Source organism: Nocardia sp. NPDC102475, assembly GCF_055584605.1.
This window is the reverse complement of the sequence record NZ_JBVJLS010000002.1, coordinates 462,851-481,872: the sequence shown is the minus strand read 5'-3', so window position 1 is coordinate 481,872 and position 19,022 is coordinate 462,851. Positions and strand designations below refer to the sequence as shown.

Annotated in this window: 15 protein-coding genes and 2 tRNA genes; 14 read left to right on the top strand and 3 right to left on the bottom strand. The window is 66.2% G+C overall.

The genetic code is table 11. The annotated features are described in order from the left end of the window. Window positions 1–44: 44 nt before the first annotated feature. From ACZ60G_RS05405 to ACZ60G_RS05395, 3 genes are all read left to right on the top strand, one after another. Window positions 45–1,124: an aromatic ring-hydroxylating dioxygenase subunit alpha gene (locus tag ACZ60G_RS05405; protein ID WP_465807496.1), complete on the top strand. Its 1,080-nt coding sequence runs from the start codon at window positions 45–47 to the stop codon at window positions 1,122–1,124. Between the two features lie 181 nt (window positions 1,125–1,305). Next, window positions 1,306–2,241 (top strand): PDR/VanB family oxidoreductase, encoded by a 936-nt coding sequence (locus ACZ60G_RS05400; protein WP_465807494.1) that lies wholly within the window; start codon window positions 1,306–1,308, stop codon window positions 2,239–2,241. A 25-nt stretch (window positions 2,242–2,266) separates the two neighbouring features. Continuing rightward, complete coding sequence (locus ACZ60G_RS05395) at window positions 2,267–3,049, top strand: alpha/beta fold hydrolase (RefSeq protein ID WP_465807492.1); 783 nt, start codon at window positions 2,267–2,269, stop codon at window positions 3,047–3,049. 42 nt (window positions 3,050–3,091) lie between these two features. On the opposite strand, the gene ACZ60G_RS05390 is transcribed toward ACZ60G_RS05395, so the two are convergent. Further along, on the bottom strand, window positions 3,092–4,045 hold the full coding sequence (locus tag ACZ60G_RS05390; protein ID WP_433623342.1) for a diguanylate cyclase domain-containing protein: 954 nt from the start codon (window positions 4,043–4,045) through the stop codon (window positions 3,092–3,094). 513 nt (window positions 4,046–4,558) lie between these two features. Between ACZ60G_RS05390 and ACZ60G_RS05385 the strand changes: the two genes are divergently transcribed. From ACZ60G_RS05385 to ACZ60G_RS05370, 4 genes are all read left to right on the top strand, one after another. After that, window positions 4,559–4,632 (top strand) — tRNA-Gly (locus ACZ60G_RS05385). Window positions 4,633–4,676: 44 nt separating this feature from the next. Continuing rightward, window positions 4,677–4,750, top strand: a tRNA-Pro gene (locus tag ACZ60G_RS05380). Between the two features lie 572 nt (window positions 4,751–5,322). Further along, the gene (locus tag ACZ60G_RS05375) at window positions 5,323–6,429 is read left to right on the top strand and encodes a GAF domain-containing protein (RefSeq protein ID WP_465807633.1); all 1,107 of its coding nucleotides are present in this window, start codon (window positions 5,323–5,325) and stop codon (window positions 6,427–6,429) included. Between the two features lie 314 nt (window positions 6,430–6,743). Beyond that, a complete protein-coding gene (locus tag ACZ60G_RS05370) occupies window positions 6,744–7,856 on the top strand; it encodes a cytochrome P450 family protein (RefSeq protein WP_465807490.1) in 1,113 nt (370 codons plus the stop codon). 24 nt (window positions 7,857–7,880) lie between these two features. Here the strand turns inward: ACZ60G_RS05370 and ACZ60G_RS05365 are convergent, their stop codons facing one another. Then, window positions 7,881–9,086, bottom strand: coding sequence for a styrene monooxygenase/indole monooxygenase family protein (locus ACZ60G_RS05365; RefSeq protein ID WP_465807488.1), 1,206 nt, complete (start codon window positions 9,084–9,086; stop codon window positions 7,881–7,883). Window positions 9,087–9,199: 113 nt separating this feature from the next. Here ACZ60G_RS05365 and ACZ60G_RS05360 point away from each other — a divergent pair, with 113 nt between their 5' ends. From ACZ60G_RS05360 to ACZ60G_RS05340, 5 genes are all read left to right on the top strand, one after another. Continuing rightward, the gene (locus ACZ60G_RS05360; protein WP_465807486.1) at window positions 9,200–11,803 is read left to right on the top strand and encodes a LuxR C-terminal-related transcriptional regulator; all 2,604 of its coding nucleotides are present in this window, start codon (window positions 9,200–9,202) and stop codon (window positions 11,801–11,803) included. Between the two features lie 66 nt (window positions 11,804–11,869). Then, window positions 11,870–12,586, top strand: a complete 717-nt coding sequence (locus ACZ60G_RS05355) for a response regulator transcription factor (RefSeq protein ID WP_465807484.1) — start codon at window positions 11,870–11,872, stop codon at window positions 12,584–12,586. Window positions 12,587–12,665: 79 nt separating this feature from the next. Beyond that, the gene (locus tag ACZ60G_RS05350; protein ID WP_465807483.1) at window positions 12,666–14,165 is read left to right on the top strand and encodes a sensor histidine kinase; all 1,500 of its coding nucleotides are present in this window, start codon (window positions 12,666–12,668) and stop codon (window positions 14,163–14,165) included. Window positions 14,166–14,229: 64 nt separating this feature from the next. Beyond that, complete coding sequence (locus ACZ60G_RS05345) at window positions 14,230–16,182, top strand: GMC family oxidoreductase N-terminal domain-containing protein (RefSeq protein WP_465807481.1); 1,953 nt, start codon at window positions 14,230–14,232, stop codon at window positions 16,180–16,182. A 243-nt stretch (window positions 16,183–16,425) separates the two neighbouring features. Continuing rightward, complete coding sequence (locus tag ACZ60G_RS05340) at window positions 16,426–16,821, top strand: DUF1801 domain-containing protein (protein WP_465807479.1); 396 nt, start codon at window positions 16,426–16,428, stop codon at window positions 16,819–16,821. A gap of 35 nt (window positions 16,822–16,856) precedes the next feature. Here the strand turns inward: ACZ60G_RS05340 and ACZ60G_RS05335 are convergent, their stop codons facing one another. Continuing rightward, window positions 16,857–17,558: an NAD(P)-dependent oxidoreductase gene (locus tag ACZ60G_RS05335; protein WP_465807477.1), complete on the bottom strand. Its 702-nt coding sequence runs from the start codon at window positions 17,556–17,558 to the stop codon at window positions 16,857–16,859. A gap of 98 nt (window positions 17,559–17,656) precedes the next feature. Between ACZ60G_RS05335 and ACZ60G_RS05330 the strand changes: the two genes are divergently transcribed. Next, window positions 17,657–18,373 carry a TetR/AcrR family transcriptional regulator gene (locus tag ACZ60G_RS05330; protein ID WP_465807475.1) on the top strand — a complete coding sequence of 239 codons (717 nt, stop codon included), beginning with the start codon at window positions 17,657–17,659 and terminating at the stop codon, window positions 18,371–18,373. 52 nt (window positions 18,374–18,425) lie between these two features. Further along, window positions 18,426–19,016: a short chain dehydrogenase gene (locus ACZ60G_RS05325; protein ID WP_465807473.1), complete on the top strand. Its 591-nt coding sequence runs from the start codon at window positions 18,426–18,428 to the stop codon at window positions 19,014–19,016. Window positions 19,017–19,022 lie beyond the last annotated feature (6 nt).

Here is a 19,022-nt window from a genome sequence, read left to right as displayed (position 1 = left end):
GCCCACACGATGGACCGCACAGCCCACATTTCAGGAGCATTCCGATGAGCCCGACAACCGCAATTGCCCGCAACCAGTGGTATGTGGCCGCCTACAGCCAGGAGATCGGCCGCGACTTGTTCGCGCGGACCATCTGCAACGAGCCACTGGTGTTCTACCGGACCGAGGACGGCGCGGTGGCGGCGCTGTCGGACCGCTGCATCCACCGTCGCTACCCGCTGTCGGAGTCGCGGCTGGTCGGTGACCGTGTCGTCTGCGGCTACCACGGCTTCACCTACGACCGCACCGGCGCCTGTGTCGCGGTGCCCGCACAGACCCGCATTCCCCGCAGCGCCCGTGTGGCCTCTTACCCTGTGGTGGAACAGGATTCGTTCGTCTGGGTGTGGATCGGCGACCGCGAATCGGCCGACCCGGCCGCGATCCCGCGCGCACCGTGGCTGGTGCAGGACGGCTGGACCACTATCCGCGGCCTGGAGACCATCCGGGCCAGACATGCGCTGCTGATGGACAATCTGATGGACCTGTCCCACGAAACCTATTTGCACGGCGGCTATATCGGCACCCCGGAGGTCGCTGAGACGCCGATCACCACCGAGGTCGACCAAGCGGCCGGTGTCGTTCGGGTGAGCAGGCACATGGACGATGCCGAATGTCCGCCGTTCTATGCCAATTCGACCGGTATCACCGGGCGCATCACCCGCTGGCAGGACATCGAGTTCCAGCCGCCGTGCCTGTACCGGCTGCACAGCCGCGTCGCGCCGCAGGGCGACTATCCGCCCGATGGCTACCTGCCCGGACGCGGCGCCGACACCGATCCCGCCGCGTTCCACACCGAAATCGTGTACGCCCTCACTCCGGAAACCGAGCATTCGGTACACGACTTCTGGATGGTGGCAAGGGATTTCGCGATCGACGACCAGGACGTGACCGACTACCTGCACAAGAGCAATCACACCGTGGTCATGCAGGACGTGGTGGCGCTGAACCTGGTCGAGGAGGTCATCGCCGCGGAGGAACGCGCCGGGGGCACCTACCAGGAGCTGTCGATCAATATCGACACCGGCGCGCTGGCAGCACGTCGGTTGATCGCCGAGCTCACCCGGACCGAAGCGACCCGAGCATGACCGCCTGTCATCGCGTGCAGTGGTACCCGGGCAGCGATCAGCTGTTCGGCCGATGCCATTGCGGCGCAACCCGGATCGCCGATGACCCGATCGAGATCTGGCAGTGGTTGCTCGCCCACCCCGATGGCCATCACGCCCGCGTTGCCGATCCGCAGCCCACGAACCTGGTCGGAGCCAGAGCATGACCGCCGAACCGGAATTCGCCGTCACCGTTGCCGACCGCCGCACCCTCGCCGACGGCATCGTCGAACTCACCCTGTCCGTGATCGATGGACATACCCCGAAATGGCAGCCGGGTGCGCACATCGACCTGATCCTGCGCCCGGACCTGGTGCGCCAGTATTCGCTGTGCGGCGATCCCGACGATCACAGCCGGCTGACGATCGCGGTCCTGCGCGAACCGAGCGGCCGCGGTGGATCGGCCTACGTTCACGACCGGCTGACCGTGGGCGAGCGGCTGCGAATCCGAGGCCCCCGCAACAACTTCCCACTCCGGGACGCCGAGCGCTATCGGTTCATCGCCGGTGGTGTCGGTATCACTCCGCTGCTGCCGATGATCCGCACCGTCGCGGGTCGCGGCGGCGCGTGGAACCTGCACTACGGCGGCCGCACCCGCGCGAGCATGGCCTACCTACCCGAACTCTCGGCACTCGGGCCGATCGAGGTGTGTCCGCAGAGCGAGACCGGCCCGCTCGACCTCGATGCCATCCTGTCCGATCCGGACCCGGGAACTCTGGTGTACTGCTGCGGTCCGGAGTCGTTGCTGGCGGCCGTCGAAAGCCACTGCGCCGCGACCTGGCCCGGAGATGCACTGCACCTCGAGCGGTTCGCGCCGAAGCCGATAGAAGTGACTGTCGATTCCGCCTTCGATGTCGAATGCGCGCAATCCGGTGTCACCGTGCACATCCCGGCGAATATCTCCGTCCTCGACGCTGTCGAACGGGCCGGTGTCACGGTCTTGTCCTCCTGCCGCGAAGGGACCTGCGGTACCTGCGAAACCGTTGTCCTGGACGGTATCCCGGACCATCGCGACAGCATTCTCATGCCACATGACACCGACGTGATGATGATCTGCCGCTCACGCGCCCACACCCCGCGCCTCGTCCTGGACATCTAGTCCGGCCCATCGAAAGGTCCCCGTTATGCCCGTCGTCAGAGTCTCCGATACCGATGTTCACTACTCCGTGTCCGGTGCCGGACCAGGATTGGTCCTCGTCCACGGCACCAGCATGAGTGCCGAATCCAATTTCGGACACCTCATCTCCGAGTTCGCCGACCGCCACACCGTTGTCGCACCGAACTATGCGGGCAGCGGCGAAACCACCGCACCCGACGGTCGGCTGACCCTGGACGTGCTTGTCGCGCAGATCATCGCGACCATCGAGGATGCTTCGACCGGCCCGGTCGATTTGCTGGGGTTCTCCCTCGGCGCGGTCGTCGCGGCAGCGGTCGCGGGACGGCGTCCCGACCTGGTGCGCGGACTCGTCCTGGTGGCCGGTTGGTCGGTGACGGAGGATCCCCGGCAACTGCTCACCCTGCACGGCTGGGCGGCCTCATTGGAGGCCGGACCCGAAATGGCCTCCGCATTCGGTCCGTTGCTGGCGTTCAGCCCGGCATTCCTGAGCGGACTCGGCCATGCGGGTCTGGCGCAGTTGCGCGCCACGAAACCCGAACCCGGAACGCTGCGGCAGATCGAGGTGAACCTCGCAGTGGACATCCGGGACGAGCTGAGCCGTATCGCCGCACCGACATTGGTGATCGGCTGCACCCAAGACCAACTGGTACCGGTCACCCACGCCCGTGACTTGCACGCCGCGATCCCGAACAGCCGATACGCCGAAATCGACAGCGGCCATGTGGTGTTCTTCGAGAAGCCCGCCGAACTCGTATCGCTTGTACAGGGTTTCCTGCACCCGGCCAGCTGACTGGACAGGCCCTCCGGGGGTGACCAGAGGGCCTGTATCGGATCAGCCTGCGACGGCCTTGATTTCGGGTTTATCGGAGTCGGCGAGGGCGAAGCGGCGGCCGCCCGCGGTCTTCGCCGAATACATTGCGCGATCGGCGCGACGCAGCAGATCGGTGAAATCGCAGGAGTCGCCCGGCGGACAGTATGCGGTGCCGACACTGGCCGAAACCGGCACCGGACCGGCCGTCGACCACACCGGATCCCGCAGCGCGGCCACGATCCGATGCGCGATTTCGCCGAGCGTGTTGTGCAGCGGGTTGGTGGCGAGCACGAATTCATCACCGCCGTAGCGGCAGATGACCGTATCCGGCGGGCAGATCTCACGCAGCCTGCGGGCCAGCTCGACGAGCACCTCGTCGCCGACGGCATGTCCGTAGTTGTCGTTGATCTGCTTGAACCGGTCCAGGTCGATAAGCAGCAGACCGACGCCGCGATTCGGATCGGCCGCCATCAGTCGCACCTTGTCCTGCAGCAGCGTCCGGTTGGCCAGATCGGTGAGCGCGTCATGGGTGGCCTCGTGCCGCAGCCGATGCTGTAGCGCGGCGATCTCCTGCACCCGCAACGACACCGCGGCCGAAATGTGTTGCTCCTGCTGGGCCAGCGCCCGCTCCTGCAGCGCCTGGGCATAGCTGTCGATGGCCTGACTGGCGACCAGCGGCCAGCGCGTGGCGACCAGCGACCCGGGCGCCCCCGCCGGGAAGCCGAGCAGCCAGCGGGTGGCCTGGGCCAGCATTCTGGTCCGTTCGAACGGCGCCTCGACCAGTCGCGCCCCCAAGTTCCGAGCCTCGGGCACCGGGAAGGGCTCGGACCTGGCCAGCAACAGCAGCCGCTCGATGATCTCGACCAATACCGGCTGCAACTGTTGTGGTGACGCGTGTGATCCCGGCTCCGCGCAGACCGCACGCGCCCACGCGCCTGCCATCTGCGCTACGGGTGGCTCGATATCCGCAGACATCGCACTCACCCGCCACGGGTGATGTCGGTACCCGGGTGCCCTGTTCCCACGCAGGTGCCGGCGTCACCCCGATCGTTCCCACTGCTACGCGGTTGTGTCCACCTCGCTTGGTGCACGCTCACCGCCCCCTTTCCAGATACCCCCGTCCGGCAAAAAGGATCCTAGCAAGCCACTCGGCACTGAAAAACGCCGTTTTATAACGAGTTATCGGTCCCTCGCGAATGGCGATCGGGTATGTCATCGCTGTCGGGCCGCCGGCGTTACACATCAATTTTGTTCGCCGGAAAGTCGCGGACCGACACGCCGACAGCACGCCGAAAGGGGAGGTTTCCGGCTCGCTCGCCGACTCGACTCGATCAGTGATAGCGATCGGCTACCGTTGGCGGCTTGGATCCTGGACGTATCGGCCCCGCTGGACGCTTTGGTGGGGGCTGATTGGCGTATCCGAGGCCCGATTCGGTACAGTCGGTTCGCACACGACATCGTGGCGATCCCATCAGATGTCGTATGCCTGCGGGTGTAGTTCAATGGTAGAACCTCAGCCTTCCAAGCTGATGGTGCGGGTTCGATTCCCGTCACCCGCTCCACGCAGGATTCATCCTCGTCGGCACCGTCTTTCGCCGCGAGGCCACGGGGTGTAGCGCAGCTTGGTAGCGCATCCGCTTTGGGAGCGGAGGGTCGCAGGTTCAAATCCTGTCACCCCGACAGTGTCAGCAGGTCGGAGGCCTTTTTCTGGCCTCGCCGACCCGCCGGGATTCGACTTCGCGACATGGTTCACGAGTCGGCTGTACAGGTTCAGCACGTCGGTGCAGTGCGGGTGTACTTGTGTCCCAGTTCGTTTCACTGTCTCGGCGCCATGCTTCTCGGACACTGCGGTGCCCACCTCGTCTCGGAAACTGGAGGGCGTGGCCCAGGCGAAGGGGGCGGTGCGGCCGGAGTGATTTGCTGGTAGTTACACCAGCGGATAGCCAGCGCTTCGCCGGGGGGCTGTTCCGGTGTCGAGAAACTTCGGCGACGGGATCCTCGGGTTGCGCGGCGGTCCGCTCTGGTTCCACCACGGACGGTGATGAATTGTGCAAGGCGCGTAAGCATATTCGGGGGAGTGGGGCGCTGGTTGGCGGGGGAGCGATCGGGGCGCGCCCGCACACCTAGGTAGTGAACCCGGCTGCTCACGTGGCAGCACCCGATGCCGACACTTCCCCGATCTGGGAATACTGAACCGACGTGCAGACAGTCGCATGTGTTGGCGGGGAACGGTCGGGGCGGAGGGAGGTGTGATGATTCCGTGGGCGACGGTGGAGACGTTGGCGCCTGGGGTCGCTTCGGTGGCTTCGATGGGGGAAGCGTCGCGCAATTTCGCCAATTGCGACCGTGTTGTGCAGCGATTGCTGGCGAAGAGTCCGGCGCTCTATGACACTCTTACGACCCGCGATATCACCGGGATGATCCGCTTGGTGCACCTTCGGGGCGAGGATATGGATCTGACGATCCCGACCGGCGCTGGTCCGCACAAGCTGATGCTGCGGCCGGTGCTCGGTCCGGCGGGCGATGTGCACGCGGTGCGGTTGTGGCTCGGTCCCGCGGTGGCGCCGATCCCCCCATTGCGCCCGGCGGTCGGTCTGATCTGGGAACTCGATACCCAGTTGATCCACCAGCCCGTCGGCCTCCGGCGGTTGTGCGGCGTCGAGGCCGAGGAGTACGTGCCGCGACGTTCTATTGCCGAACTGTTCCACCGGATTTCGAAATTCGATCGACATGTGGAGGTGCTCGATCTGCTCTACGGTCCGGTGCCGGGTCAGAAGCTCCAGTTCGACGTGATCGTGACCAGCGGGTCCGCACGACGAGGACAATGGCGGATCACCATGCGGGCTCGCGATGACGAACGGACCCGCGGCGCCTGGTGGTTGATCGAAGACGTGACCTCGGACACCATGCCCTCGATGGCGCCGACTCTCGATCACGTCGGGCTGCGGGAAGCTCACCGCCGTGCCGGGACCCATTTGGCTATCGTGCAACTCGAGCATGCCACCATCTCCCATTGGCTCACTGAGCCTGCCCCGTGGGTCCGGTGGGACTACTTGTTCCGGCCGGTCGATGTGTTCCATCCCGGTGATCGCGCTCGATTGGCCGACCTCGGCGGCAGGCTCGCATCCGGCGATGCGACGGAAGTCACCGTACGCACACTGAATTACGGTGGCGGATACACGCCGACAGCATTGTTGCTCTATCCGTATCCCGGATACTCGGTACGCCGGCTCACCATCGCCCAACTCGTCCTCATCGGCGACGACCTCCCGATTGCGCGACCGAGTGAACCCGTCGGCTACGACGAACAACTGTCGCGTGGTCGGTCCCACCGAATGGAACATATCCCGGCTCACTGAAGGATGACGCACCGTTGGGTAGCGGCCGGACATCGGTAGCGACCGACCGGTGCTCGCTGGGCGGCGGTGTCGAACTGCCCATGGTTCTACCGATGTTCGGGACATACCTATTGCGCGATCGTTACCGCGACCCACCATTTGCCTGTGTGACATGGCCAGCGTTCGGAGTTTCGTTTTTGAACACGCAACAGCCTCCACTCGAGCCCGATACTTGTCCCGTTCCGCACCACGCATCGCCCGCCGGGGGTGATGGCGACCACGTCCCGCTGTACTCCCCGGAATTTGCCGCTGATCCACACACCGCTTATCGGGAGATGCGTAGCCGCTACGGCGCGATGGCGCCGGTGGAACTCGCACCGGGAGTGCCCGCGACCCTGGTGCTCGATTACTACACCGCAGTGCGCATTCTGAACGATCCGGACCACTTCCCTGCTGATCCACGCGGCTGGCAGCAGACGATCCCCGTCGAATGTCCGGTACGGCCGATACTCGAGTGGCGTCCGAACGCACTGCGCAGTGCGGGTAACGACCACACCCGCTATCGGCAGGCCATCGCCGCGGCGATCGATGGAGCCGATCTCCATGCCCTGCATGCCACCGTGGAGTCCATTGCCGTACCGCTGGTCGAGGCCTTCAGCGTGTCCGGTACGGCGGACCTGATCAGCCAATACGCCTTACCGCTCGCATTCGGCGCGATCAACGCGATGCTGGGCTGTCCACCGGAGATCGGCCAGCGGGTCGCCCAGGCGACTGCCGCGATTTTCGAGGGGGTCGACGCCGAACAGGGCAACAAAATGCTCAGCGAGGCATTGCTGGACCTGATCGACTTGAAACGAGCCGAACCCGGCGATGACATCACCACTCGACTACTCGAACATCCCACCCGACTCGACGAGTCGGAGTTGATTCATCAGCTCGCCATCTTGTATGGCGCCGGAATCGAACCGCAACAGAATCTGATCGTCAACACGCTGCTGCTCATGCTTACCGACGAGCGGTTCGCGGGAAATGTGTTGGGCGGCAGCCTATCGACCCGGGACGCACTCGACGAGGTGTTGTTCGCAGACCCGCCGATGGCCAACTTTTCCGTCACATATCCACGACAACCGATTCTGTCCAGCGATATCTGGCTGCCCGCGAACCGACCGGTCGTCATCAGCATGGCCGCCTGCAACAACGATCCAACGATCAGCGGCGGTGAGTATCTCGGCAATCGTTCGCACCTGGCATGGGGCGCCGGACCGCATGCCTGCCCGGCGCGAACGGCGGCCTATCTGATCGCCCAAGATGCCATCGATCAACTCCTCGACGCTCTGCCCGATCTGACGCTGGCCCTGCCGGTGGATGAACTGAGCTGGCGGCCCGGTCCGTTCCACCGCGCTCTTGCTGCCCTACCCGTGGTCTTCCCGGTATCGACGACGCGCTGACCCAATTCGGCGATTTGCACCGGCTCAGTTGGGTGTGGTTTCGGCAGCGGCGAATTTCACCATATTCGCTGGGCGGACGAAGGTTTCGGCGAACGCATCGGCCAGTGCGGTGTCCTCCTGTGCGGCCAGCATCAATTCCCGCACGGCCGGTGGGGGGTCGAGCACGGCCATTGTCCAGCGTGCCGCGGCATGGGCGATCGCGGTCAGCCACGGCTGTGCCGCCGAGGTCATCCAGGCCCGGTCGAACGGGCCGGTGAGATTGTCCAGAATCGCCGCGCTGTACTGGGCGGCGCAGTGTGCGGCGCTGTTGGCGCCCTGCGCACCGCCGGGATCCATCCGGCACACGACATCGCCGCCGCCCAGCACGAGGGTGCCGGAGGGCAGTGTGCCGATCGGCTCGCGCATGGTCGGCGGTACGGCGCCGACCAGAGTCGCGCCACCGTCGGTCAATTCGGCATTGCGATACCGATCGGCAAGTGCCGCAGGCAGATACTGTTGCAAGAGTTGTACAGCGCGCGGCAGCCGCTCGGCCGGGACCGTGTGCGCGAAAACATCCAGTCCGCCGTCGGGCAATCCCTCGAAAAGCAGTATTTCGCAACGCCTCTCCTGCCCGGGAGGACCGGTCAGGCCCGGATAGGAGATGATTTCGCCGTGGCCGGGAAGGGCCGTGTAGGTTCCGAGGCCATCCGGATCGGGCTCGACCCCGTCGAGGTACAGCACCGCCAGTCGACGCATCGGCTCGGCCGGAACCGACCAGCTCGGGTCGGCGGGAAAGTATGCGGCGAGCTCCCGCGATGCTCGAGTGACGACAGTCAGATCGTATGCGGCGGTCCGCCGATCCAGTTGCGGCACAGACAGTTGTGCGATCTCCAGATCGCCGCCCGCAGCCGCGAAGTCGGCAAGCCAGCGCGCGAACACCGTCCGCTGGTCGACACTCTGCGCTGGTTCGCTGAAGCGTCCGGCCCACCCGGACACCACGTTGCGGTCGATGACCAAGCTGAACCGGATGCCTAGGATCCGGGGCGCAATCGAGCGCCAAATACCCAGCCCCGCTCGAGATTCGAGGTCCAACGTCGGCCCGAACTTCACCTGGGTGCTGGTCACCGAGCCGGACAGCACCGCGGCCGCGTCGCGATCGGTCACCAGGGTGACCGGGATGCCGCTGTGCCGCAGCCGCAGTGCCAGCGGGAGGCCACACTCGCCGGCGCCGAGTATCTGAATTCCGCGCACGTGAAATCCTTCCGATGGTGAATTCGCTGGTCTCAGCTTCCTGACATAGGTAGGTCACGTACATCGGGTGCAACGACGAATGTTTCAGATACCGGATGACTAGTGTGCTCACCATGACCGGGCGATATTCATCGAGCCTCGGATCGCTGCCGTCAACCGCCAGTGATTTCGTCGGACGCGAACGGGAGCTGGACAAGATCGCGGAGTTGCTGCTGGATTCGGCGCGTCTGATCACCTTGATCGGTTCGGGTGGTATCGGCAAGACTCGCCTTGCCACCGAGGCGGTGCACCGCTACCACAAGGCTCGTCGGGTTCCCGTCCATTGGGTCCGGCTGGCCCGGCTGGCGAGCGGGGCGGATATATCAGCGGTCGAGGACGAGGTCGCGCAGGCGATCGTCGACGCCGACTTCTCCGATCGATCGGTATGGGCCGCGCTGGTCGACACCCTCACTCGTTCCGACGCCGTGGGCCACCGACTGCAGACGATCCTGGTGATGGACAATTGTGAGCACGTCCTCGACGGCGCCGGGCGATTGATCTCCGACCTACTCGACGCGGTGCCGGGGTTGACGGTGCTGGCGACCAGTCGCGAGGCGGTCGGCTGGGTCGATGAGCAATTGGTGCCGCTCGGTTCCTTGCCGCGAGAACAGGCGCTGCGACTGTTCCGTAAGCGAGCGGAGCTCACCGGGCGTGCCATCGCCGATGATCAACTCGCGCTGGCCGATTCGATCTGCAGGCATGTGGACAACCACCCGCTCTACATCCGGCTGGCCGCTGCCCGCCTACGGCGCCAACCGTTGCGCATGATTCTGCGCGACCTCAGCGGCGAGGCCGGCGATCGGCGCCTGCGGTGGTCGCCCGGTCCACGCGTCGGCACCGAGGAACGGCATCAGGGCATCCGGGATGTCATCGCATGGTCCTACGACCTGTGCACGGACCAGGAACGCCTGCTTTTTGATCGGATGTCGGTCTTCGCCGCGGGGTACGACGTGGATCCCGACGATGAAGCCGATACGTCCGTGCTCGATGTCGGTGCGGAACTGGATGCGATCGAGGGCGTCTGCGCCGATCTCGACATCGGCGGCGGTGACCTGCGCGTCAGCATCGCGACGGACGAGGTCGAGGGTCTCTTGGAGCGTTTGGCGGATCAGTCTCTGGTGTCGGTCCACCTGACTTCCGATACGGTCCGTTACTCACTCTTGGAGAGCTTCCGCGTATTCGCTCAGCAGCGATTGCGCGAGCGCGCGGCCGGCGCCGAATGGGAGCGGCTGACCGCCCGGCATCGGCGCTACTACCGCGACGAAGTCATGCGGGCCTGCGCCGAATGGTGCAGCCCTGCGGAGCAGGATCTGCTCGATTGGGCGCGGGCGGCTTGGGACAACCTGCTCTGCGCGATCGACGGAAGTCTCACCACCCCGGGGGAATCGGTGATCGGGCTGGAAATCGTCGTCGGCTTGATCTCATTGCGGGTTCCCTTCATCAAGGGGTCGCTGCGCGAGTCTCGGCGATGGGCCGAGCGAACGCTGGCGGCGACGCGCGAACTCGACCCACAGCCCGTCGAACTCCAGATATCGGCAATGGCCCTGATCGGCTGGATCAGCATGTGCCAGGGGGTGCACGACGACGCCGAGCGGATGCTCGAGGAGTGCGTCGCCGCGTGCGTGACAGATCCGGCGGCACGGGCGAACTGGCGCCATACCTTCGAGCGTGATCTCGGTCTGCCCGCACCCGTCGAGTTCACGCGCGGTAGCGAACTGATGCTGGTGCAGGGCGACGCGCGCGCGGTAGCGGTGCTCGGGAGCGCTCGCCAGAAGTTCGCCGCTGGTGGCGATCTCGGTGGTGCGGCCATGAGCGAGCTGTTCGAGGCACTGGCCGCCGGTTTCTGTGGCACCCCTGTGCAGGCCATGGAGATTGCCCGGCGTCATCTCGACAACGCCGTTGCGGCGGGGGCGCGCTGGGCGAAATCCTGGGCCGAATTGGCGTGGGCGATTGCCCTGACCAAACATGGTGACCCCGAGGAAGCGCTCGCCGTCGGTCGCTCCGCGTTGGCGGATCAGGTCGCGATGCGTGACCAATGGGGTGCCCTCTGGGCGGTGCACATCCGGATGTGGACGCTCGCGCGCATGTCGGGTGATGCGCGGACCGCGGACGGTGCCGTCTCGGACCAGGTGCTTGCGGGGGCCACCGAAATCGCACTGCTGGGCGGCGGAGTCGCCACCTGGCGGCAGCGCTTGGGCGTGAACATAGCGAACTTGGTGCCATTCGAAACCGAAACCGACAACGCTATCGACATCGCACGGGATGTGCTCGGACACCAACTGTTCGAAGCCACTCGGCGCGAGGGTGCCATGCTGCGGCCGGAGCACGGTGAGGTGGCACGGCTCGCGTTGGGCACGTTGTCGATGGACCAGCTGGAGGTGGACCATCCCATCCGGCGCGACCGCCCGTCACCCTGGCAGGAACTCTCGACCGCCGAACAGGAGGTGGCCACGCTCGCGGCGGCGGGCTGGACCAATACGGCGATCGCGGCCAGTCGCGGCAATTCGTTCAAGACCATAGACGCACAGATGGTTTCGATCTTCCAGAAGCTGATGATCACATCGCGAGCCGACATCATCACCTTCGTGCCCGCGGACCGGCGCGGCGACGTCACGAATGCGGCCGCGCGTCGACCGACACGTGCGCGGCGCAGACCGACCCCCGAGCGCGGCCGCTGACCGGCGAAAGCGATAGGCGCGATGTTGCGGGCCGGCCCGGTGGACGGTGCGGCATAGTGTGTAGGAGTGCCCGACCGTGACACGTCACCGGCCGCGACCGTTCTCGTGGTCGACGATGAGCCCAACATTCTGGACCTGCTCTCCGCCGCGCTGCGGATGAGCGGATTCGACGTGCATACCGCCGCGAGCGGGTACGCCGCGCTGGCCGAGGCCGCGGCGCATCCGCCGGACATCGTGGTGCTGGACGTGATGCTGCCGGATCTGGACGGCTACGCGGTGGCGCGGCGGCTGCGGGAGTCCGACAATCAGGTGCCGGTGTTGTTCCTGACGTCCCGGGACGCGGTCGAGGATCGGATCGCCGGGCTGGCCGCCGGTGGCGACGACTATGTGACCAAGCCGTTCAGCATCGAGGAGGTCCTGCTGCGGCTGCGCGCGATCCTGCGGCGCACGCGCGGCCCGGAGTCCGGCGACGCTCGGGTGCTGAAGTATGCGGACCTGGAACTGGACGTCGATGCGCACGCGGCATACCGAGCGGGCACCGAGATCTGGCTGTCGGCCACCGAATTCAGCCTGCTGCAGTATTTGGTGGTCAATGCCGAGAAGGTGGTCAGCAAGCAGCAGATCATCGATCGGGTGTGGAGTGCGGACACCGGGCGCGACGGGCGAGTCGTGGAGACCTTCATCAGCCAGCTCCGGCGCAAGGTCGATGCGCGGAATCCGCCGCTGATCCACACGATTCGCGGTGTCGGCTACACCCTGCGCCTCGGCGGCGGGCGTTCGTGAGCGAGCGTGGCGAGCGAACGATCAACACAGCCGGGCACCGCTCGGTTATGGCGGAGCCGAGCGCCGGCGAGGCGCAGTCATGAACGGGCGCCGGGTGTGGAATCGGGCTCGCCGGTTGACCTTACGCACCCGGCTGCTGCTGGCCCTCGTCGCGATCGCCGGTATCGGAATGGCCGTTTTCGGGCTGCTCAGCGTGACCATGCTGGATCGCGCGCTGCTCGATCGGGTGGACGACCAGCTGAATCGCGTTGCCAGCGATATGACTTCGACCAAGCGGCCGCCGCCGCCCCCGCCCTCCGGGCCGCCGGAGTACGAGCAGTTGCCGTCGGACTTCCGGCTCATGTTCTTCGATGTCGGCGGGCATCAGATCGGCAAGCTCGGCGCACCGGCCCAGCTGAGCACCGTGCCCGCGCTGCCCGCGATGGATGCGGCATCGGTGCGCGCCCGCCCGAATACCGCGTTCACGGTCGGTGACCAGAAGAGCGATATCCGTTGGCGGGTGCGCACTGTCGTGCAGCCCGCGACCGAATGGCAGCCCGACGGCGGTACCGTCGCGATCGCGATGTCGCTGGCGACCACCGAGGCGACCACCGGCAACCTCCGCACGATCGAATTGGCGGCCGGTGCGACGCTGCTGCTCGCCATCTGCGTGATCGCGGCGGTCCTGGTGCGCATCGGCCTGCGACCGCTGACCAGGATCGAGCACACGGCCGAGGCGATCGCCGCCGGAGATCTGGATCGCCGTGTCGCACAGACCGATCCGCATACCGAGGTCGGCCGGCTCGGCACCGCGTTCAATGTGATGGTCACCCGGCTTTCCACGGCACTGCGCCAGCTCGCCGATTCCGAGCAGCGGATGCGGGCGTTCATCGCCGACGCCTCCCATGAACTGCGCACCCCGCTGACCTCCGTGCGCGGCTACGCCGAGCTGTATCGGCGCGGCGGTGCGTCCGACGAGGTGGGCGTGCGCGAGATGATGAGCCGGATCGAGGGCGAGGCGATCCGGATGGGGGTGCTCGTCGACGACCTGTTGCTGCTGGCCAAATCCGATCAGGAACGGGCGCTGGATCTAGCGGAGCTCGATCTGGTGGCGCTCGCGATGGAAGTGGTGCGCGATGCCGCTACCCGAGCCCCGGATCGGGACATCGGTCTGGAGAGTTCGGATGATCCGGTTCGGGTGGTCGGGGACGAGCATCGATTGCGGCAGGTCGTGACGAATCTGGTCAATAACGCCCTGGTGCATACGCCATCCGAGGCGTCGATCACCGTCACCGTCGGGATCAGAGCCGCGGCCGCGTTGACCGATCCGGTCGCCGCCGAAGCGGGTGCGGTACTGCCCGACGTGTCCGAGTTCGGCGTACTCGATGTGCACGACGACGGACCCGGCATCGCGCCGGAGAACGCCCCGCGCATCTTCGATCGCTTCTACCGGGCCGCGGAATCGCGTTCCCGCACCGGCGGTTCGGGACTAGGACTCGCCATTGCCGATGCGATCCTGGGCGCGCACGGCGCCCGGATCCAGCTGTTGCGCACGCCCGGCGCGGGTGCGACCTTCCGGATCCTTTTCGCTGTCTCCTGATCGTCGGCGGATTCGACGCGAATGGGTTAAGTTAATGACCGTTCTGTTTCCGGGTAGGAGAACGATGGCGTTGACCCTCGCCGAGCGCACGACGCTCGGACTGATCTGTGACACCTTCGCGCCGGGGGACGGTGCGGAGCTGCCGTCCGCGTCGCGGCTGGGAGCCATCGATGCCGTCGAGCAGTTGCTCGCACGGAACCCGAGTGCCGCGGAGCGTCGCGCCTTCGAAACCCTACTGCGCGTATGGAATTCCCGTGGCTTCGGGCTGCTGATCGGGGCGGGTCCGCGCAGGTTCGCCGATCTCACCCAGGACGAACGCGAACAGGCCATGGTGCGGCTCGGCAGCTCCCGGCTGGGCCGCAAGCGCGCGGTCTTCCAGGCACTCAAGGGTGCGTCGTTGACGGCCTACTACGCGGCGCCGGGCTCGACCGGGACCAATCCGGCCTGGCAGGAGATGGGATTTCCGGGTCCGCTCGGCGCATTCGCCGATGCGCCGAAGCCCGCTCTGGCTCCGGTGCGACCGACCAGCGATACGACGCTCGACTGCGATGTGGTGGTGGCCGGCTCCGGTGCGGGCGGTGGCACGGCGGCGGCGGTGCTCGCGGCGGCCGGGCTGGATGTCGTGGTCGTCGAACGAGGCGGGTACTACGACGACGCGGACTTCGGCTCCGGCGAACTCGCCGGACTGCTGAACCTGTACGCCCCGGGCCCGGCGACCACGCAGGAGGGGCAGCTCGGCCTGGTCGCCGGATCGTGCCTCGGCGGCGGCACAGTGGTCAACTGGACCACCTCGTTTCGCACGCCGGACGATGTGCGCGAGGAATGGGCGAGCCTGGGCGCCAAGCAGTTCGCGGCCGACGAGTACACCGAGGCACTGGACGCGGTGGTGGCCAGGCTCGGTGTCAATGGCGACCACTCCGGTGCCTCCGGACGTGACACCGTCCTGGAACGCGGCCTGCGCGCACTGGATTGGCATGTCGATGCGATGCCGCGCAATGTAGGCGATTGTGATGCCGGAATCGAATGCGGCCGTTGCGGTTTCGGATGCCGTATCGGTGCGAAACGGTCGGTGACCAAGACCTGGCTCGCGGATGCCGCCGAGCACGGCGCCAGGCTGCTGATCGATACCGAGGTGCGCACGATCACGCTGCGCGAGGGCGGCGCCAGTGGGGTCGAGGCCGTTACGTCGCAGGGCGACGCGGTCACCATCCGAGCCCGCGCGGTGGTCGTCGCGGCGGGTGCGATCCAGACACCGGCGCTCCTGCGCCGCTCCGGCATATCCGGCCGGAATATCGGCCGTTACCTGCGACTGCATCCGGCCACCGCGGTCTTCGGCACCTTCGACGAGCAGATCCGGCCGTGGGAGGGCGGCATGCAGACGCGGTACTCCTCCGAGCATCGTGACCTCGACGGCCACGGGTACGGCGTGATCTATGAGACCGGGCCGTTGACGCCCGGTATGACGGTCGGGTTTCTGAATTGGACCGGCGCGGCGCAGCATCGGGCGATCATGCACAACCTCGCGCGCACCGTCGCTGTCGGAGTGATCACCCGTGACCGCGACCACGGCACGGTATCGGTCGACCGTGCGGGCGATGCGGTGGTCCGCTACCGCCTGTCCGGATACGACCAGGCGCATATGCATGCCGGAATCGCGGGTGCGGCAAAGATTTTGGAAGCCGCGGGTGCCCTCCGCATTTTCTCCGGGCACCAGTCGGGTCCGGTCTACGAACCCGGTGCCGCAGGTTCACACGACACCTTCGTCGCCGAATGTCTGCGTGCCGGTTACGATCCCGGCCGCTGCGCGATGGGTGCACTGCACATCATGGGCTCGGCACGCATGGGCGGCACGCGCGCGGATTCGGCCACCGATCCGGACGGCGTGGTCTGGGATGTGCCGAATGTCGTTGTCGCCGACGCCTCTTGCTTCCCGACCTCGTCGGGGGTGAACCCGATGGTCAGCATCGAAGCCATCGCGCATATGAACGCGTCACGTCTGGCCGCGCGACTGACCTGAGCGTTGCCCGGCCGGTCAGCGTGCGCGATATGCCGGCGGCCGCACCCCATGGACCAGGGGTGCGGCTGTCGCTCAGCCGGCGATCAACGGACCCACGCGAACTCCGGTTCCGGTTCGCCGATGAGCCGATACAGTTTGGTGACGGTCGCTTGCGCGATGGGTCGATCGGTGGGTTCGGCGCGCGATCATCGGGTCGGCAGAAATCGTGCGTGATCAGGCGCGGATTGTGCTTGGATCGGTCGCATGCCCTATCGGAAGGACCCGCGCGTCGACGCCTACATCGACCCGCTGCCCGAGTGGCAGCAGGCCATCTGCCATGAGGTGCGCGAGCTGGTGCATGCCGCCGATCCCGAGGTCGTCGAGACCATCAAACGCACCGTCCAGCCGTACTTCGTACTGGACGGCAATATCTGTGCCCTCCTCGCGGCGAAGACCCACGTGAATGTATTCCTCTACGACGGCGGCATCGTGCCGGACCCCGAGGGCATCATCACCGGCGGCCACGAGAACAAGACCGGGCGCACCGTGGCAATCCACGAAGGCGAAAAGCTGAACACCCCAGCCCTTCTCTCGATGTTCGAGCAGATCATCGCCAACAACCGCGCGGGCGGTTGGCGCAAGTTGAAAAACGAAAGCTGAACTCCCGCAACGAATATCGCTGCGGGAGCATCGGGTCAATATCCGATAGTGAAGCGGCGCTGGATAAATCGTGGCAGTTCTGCCTCGTCGAGTAGGGCGACCGCGGTGTCTTCGATGGAAATGCGGCTGTGGCCGTCGGTATCGCGGACCGGCTGGTCGCCGCCGACGCGGTAGCGGCCGGTGCGTTCGCCGGGGGCGATCAGTTCGGCCGGGCTGAGGTAGGTCCAGAGCCGATTCGAGGTGCGCAGGATATCGAGGGCGGCGCGGTGGCCGCGTACCGCGGCGGCGTACTCGCGGGGGAGGCCGAGTCCTTCGAGGGTATCGGCGAGGCGTCGGTCGTCATCGGCGGTGACTCGGCCGGGCTCGTACTCCAGACTCCCCGCGCCGCCGACGACGATCAGCCGTGTGCGCGGGTGCGTGTGCAGTGCATCGAGCAGTGAGCGAGCGGCACTCGCGTAGACCGTCGGATCGGCGATGGAGCGCGCGACGGTGTCATCGAAATCCGCTGCCGCATTTCCCGGTTGGTAGCAGCTGATCAGAACGTCCATGCCTGGGAGGGCCGCGGCAATGGCCGCGCTGTCGAAGATGTCGAGGCTGCGCCAGGTGACGTTCGGCTGGCTGGTGGTGATCTGGCCGGCGTCCCTGGTGAACGCCGTGACGTGGTGGCCGCGGGCGACGGCCTCGGTGAGTACCCGCTGGCCGATATTGCCGGTCGCGCCGACGATTCCGATGAACATGGTTCTCCTCGAACTGGATGATACGGCGTGTAAAAACTATACGCCGTGAAGTATTTGTGCAATGTCAAGTTTTCTCACGCCGCTGTAGAGTTGCCGCCGTGGGCACTGCGACGCCGAGCCGGCGGGAGTTACGACGCTCCGAGACGACAGCGGAGATCAAGCAGGTCGCGCTCCGGTTGATGGCCGAGGGCGGACCGGGCGCCATCACGCTGCGGGCGATCGCGCGCGACATGGGAATGACCGCGAACGCCGTCTACAGCTATTTCCCGACCCGCGATGACCTGATCACCGCGCTGATCAACGACGTGTACTCCGAACTCGCCGATGCGGTCGAGGCAGCCCGCGATGCCCGTCCCGCAACCGATGCCTCCGGCCGAATCCTCGCGTGGGCTTGCGCGTTTCGTGACTGGGCCTTGGCGAACCCAGCCGGGTTTCGCCTCATCTACGGCGATCCGTTGCCCAACTACGAGCCGCCCGAGGGCGGTGCGGCCCCGGACGCGGAGCACCGAGTGTGCGCCGGTTTGACCGGTTTGGCCGCAGGCGCGTGGCCACACGCCGAAAACCTGTACGCGGACAACGGTTTCGAGTGGTCGGACTTCGAACCGAAACTCGTCGAGGAGGTGAAGGCGGAGTTCCCAGGCCTACCACCCGCCGCGGTCGCGATCGCCCTGCGCATCTGGGGCCACCTGCACGGCCTGGTCTCCCTGGAAATCCTCGGCCACCTGCGCTCTCAGACCACCGATCCGGAAAAGCTCTACCGCAACGAGATTCGCCATCTCATCCGTTCGCTGGGCCTGAAGCCGCCGGAGCGCTGAGTCCGGTTATGTGGGCGGAATAGCGGGCGGCCCGACAAGGTTGGGCCAACTTGTGAAGATTGTTGTGATCGGTGCCACCGGAACCATCGGATCGGCCCTCGTCGATGCACTCGAGGAGAAGCCGGATTATCAGGTTGTTCGCGCTTCACGGCGCGGACCGGTCCAGGTCGATCTGGCCGATCCCGCGTCGATCGCCGCATTATTCGACGCCGTGGACAATGTCGACGCGATCGTCGCCGTAGCCGCCAGCGGTCAACTCGCCGAACTCGCCGACTCGACCGACGACGAGTACTTCCTCGGTCTGGAAGGCAAATTCCTCGGCCAAATTCACCTGGTCCGCCACGCCATCCGGCACCTCAACGACGCCGGATCCATCACGCTCACCAATGGCATCTCGACCTTCTCCGAGCCGGGCCTGTCCTTCGCGGCCGCGGTCAATGCGGGCCTCGGCGGCTTCGTGCCCACGGCGGCACTCGAGCTGCCGCGCGGAATCCGCTTGAATTCGGTGAGTCCGGGCTGGATCTCGGAGACCCTCACCGCGCTCGGGCGTGACTGTTCTGCGGGTACTCCGGTCGCCGATGTTGTCCGGGCCTACGTGGAGCTCATCGAAGGGTCCGCCCACGGCCGGGTGGTCGAGCCATGACCAGGT

Bases quoted from the DNA above. Each gene is read 5' to 3' on its own strand.
- ACZ60G_RS05405 (WP_465807496.1), top strand. From the start codon at position 45: ATGAGCCCGACAACCGCAATTGCCCGCAACCAGTGGTATGTGGCCGCC.
- ACZ60G_RS05400 (WP_465807494.1), top strand. From the start codon at position 1,306: ATGACCGCCGAACCGGAATTCGCCGTCACCGTTGCCGACCGCCGCACC.
- ACZ60G_RS05395 (WP_465807492.1), top strand. From the start codon at position 2,267: ATGCCCGTCGTCAGAGTCTCCGATACCGATGTTCACTACTCCGTGTCC.
- ACZ60G_RS05390 (WP_433623342.1), bottom strand. From the start codon at position 4,045: ATGTCTGCGGATATCGAGCCACCCGTAGCGCAGATGGCAGGCGCGTGG.
- ACZ60G_RS05375 (WP_465807633.1), top strand. From the start codon at position 5,323: ATGATTCCGTGGGCGACGGTGGAGACGTTGGCGCCTGGGGTCGCTTCG.
- ACZ60G_RS05370 (WP_465807490.1), top strand. From the start codon at position 6,744: ATGCGTAGCCGCTACGGCGCGATGGCGCCGGTGGAACTCGCACCGGGA.
- ACZ60G_RS05360 (WP_465807486.1), top strand. From the start codon at position 9,200: ATGACCGGGCGATATTCATCGAGCCTCGGATCGCTGCCGTCAACCGCC.
- ACZ60G_RS05350 (WP_465807483.1), top strand. From the start codon at position 12,666: ATGAACGGGCGCCGGGTGTGGAATCGGGCTCGCCGGTTGACCTTACGC.
- ACZ60G_RS05345 (WP_465807481.1), top strand. From the start codon at position 14,230: ATGGCGTTGACCCTCGCCGAGCGCACGACGCTCGGACTGATCTGTGAC.
- ACZ60G_RS05340 (WP_465807479.1), top strand. From the start codon at position 16,426: ATGCCCTATCGGAAGGACCCGCGCGTCGACGCCTACATCGACCCGCTG.
- ACZ60G_RS05335 (WP_465807477.1), bottom strand. From the start codon at position 17,558: ATGTTCATCGGAATCGTCGGCGCGACCGGCAATATCGGCCAGCGGGTA.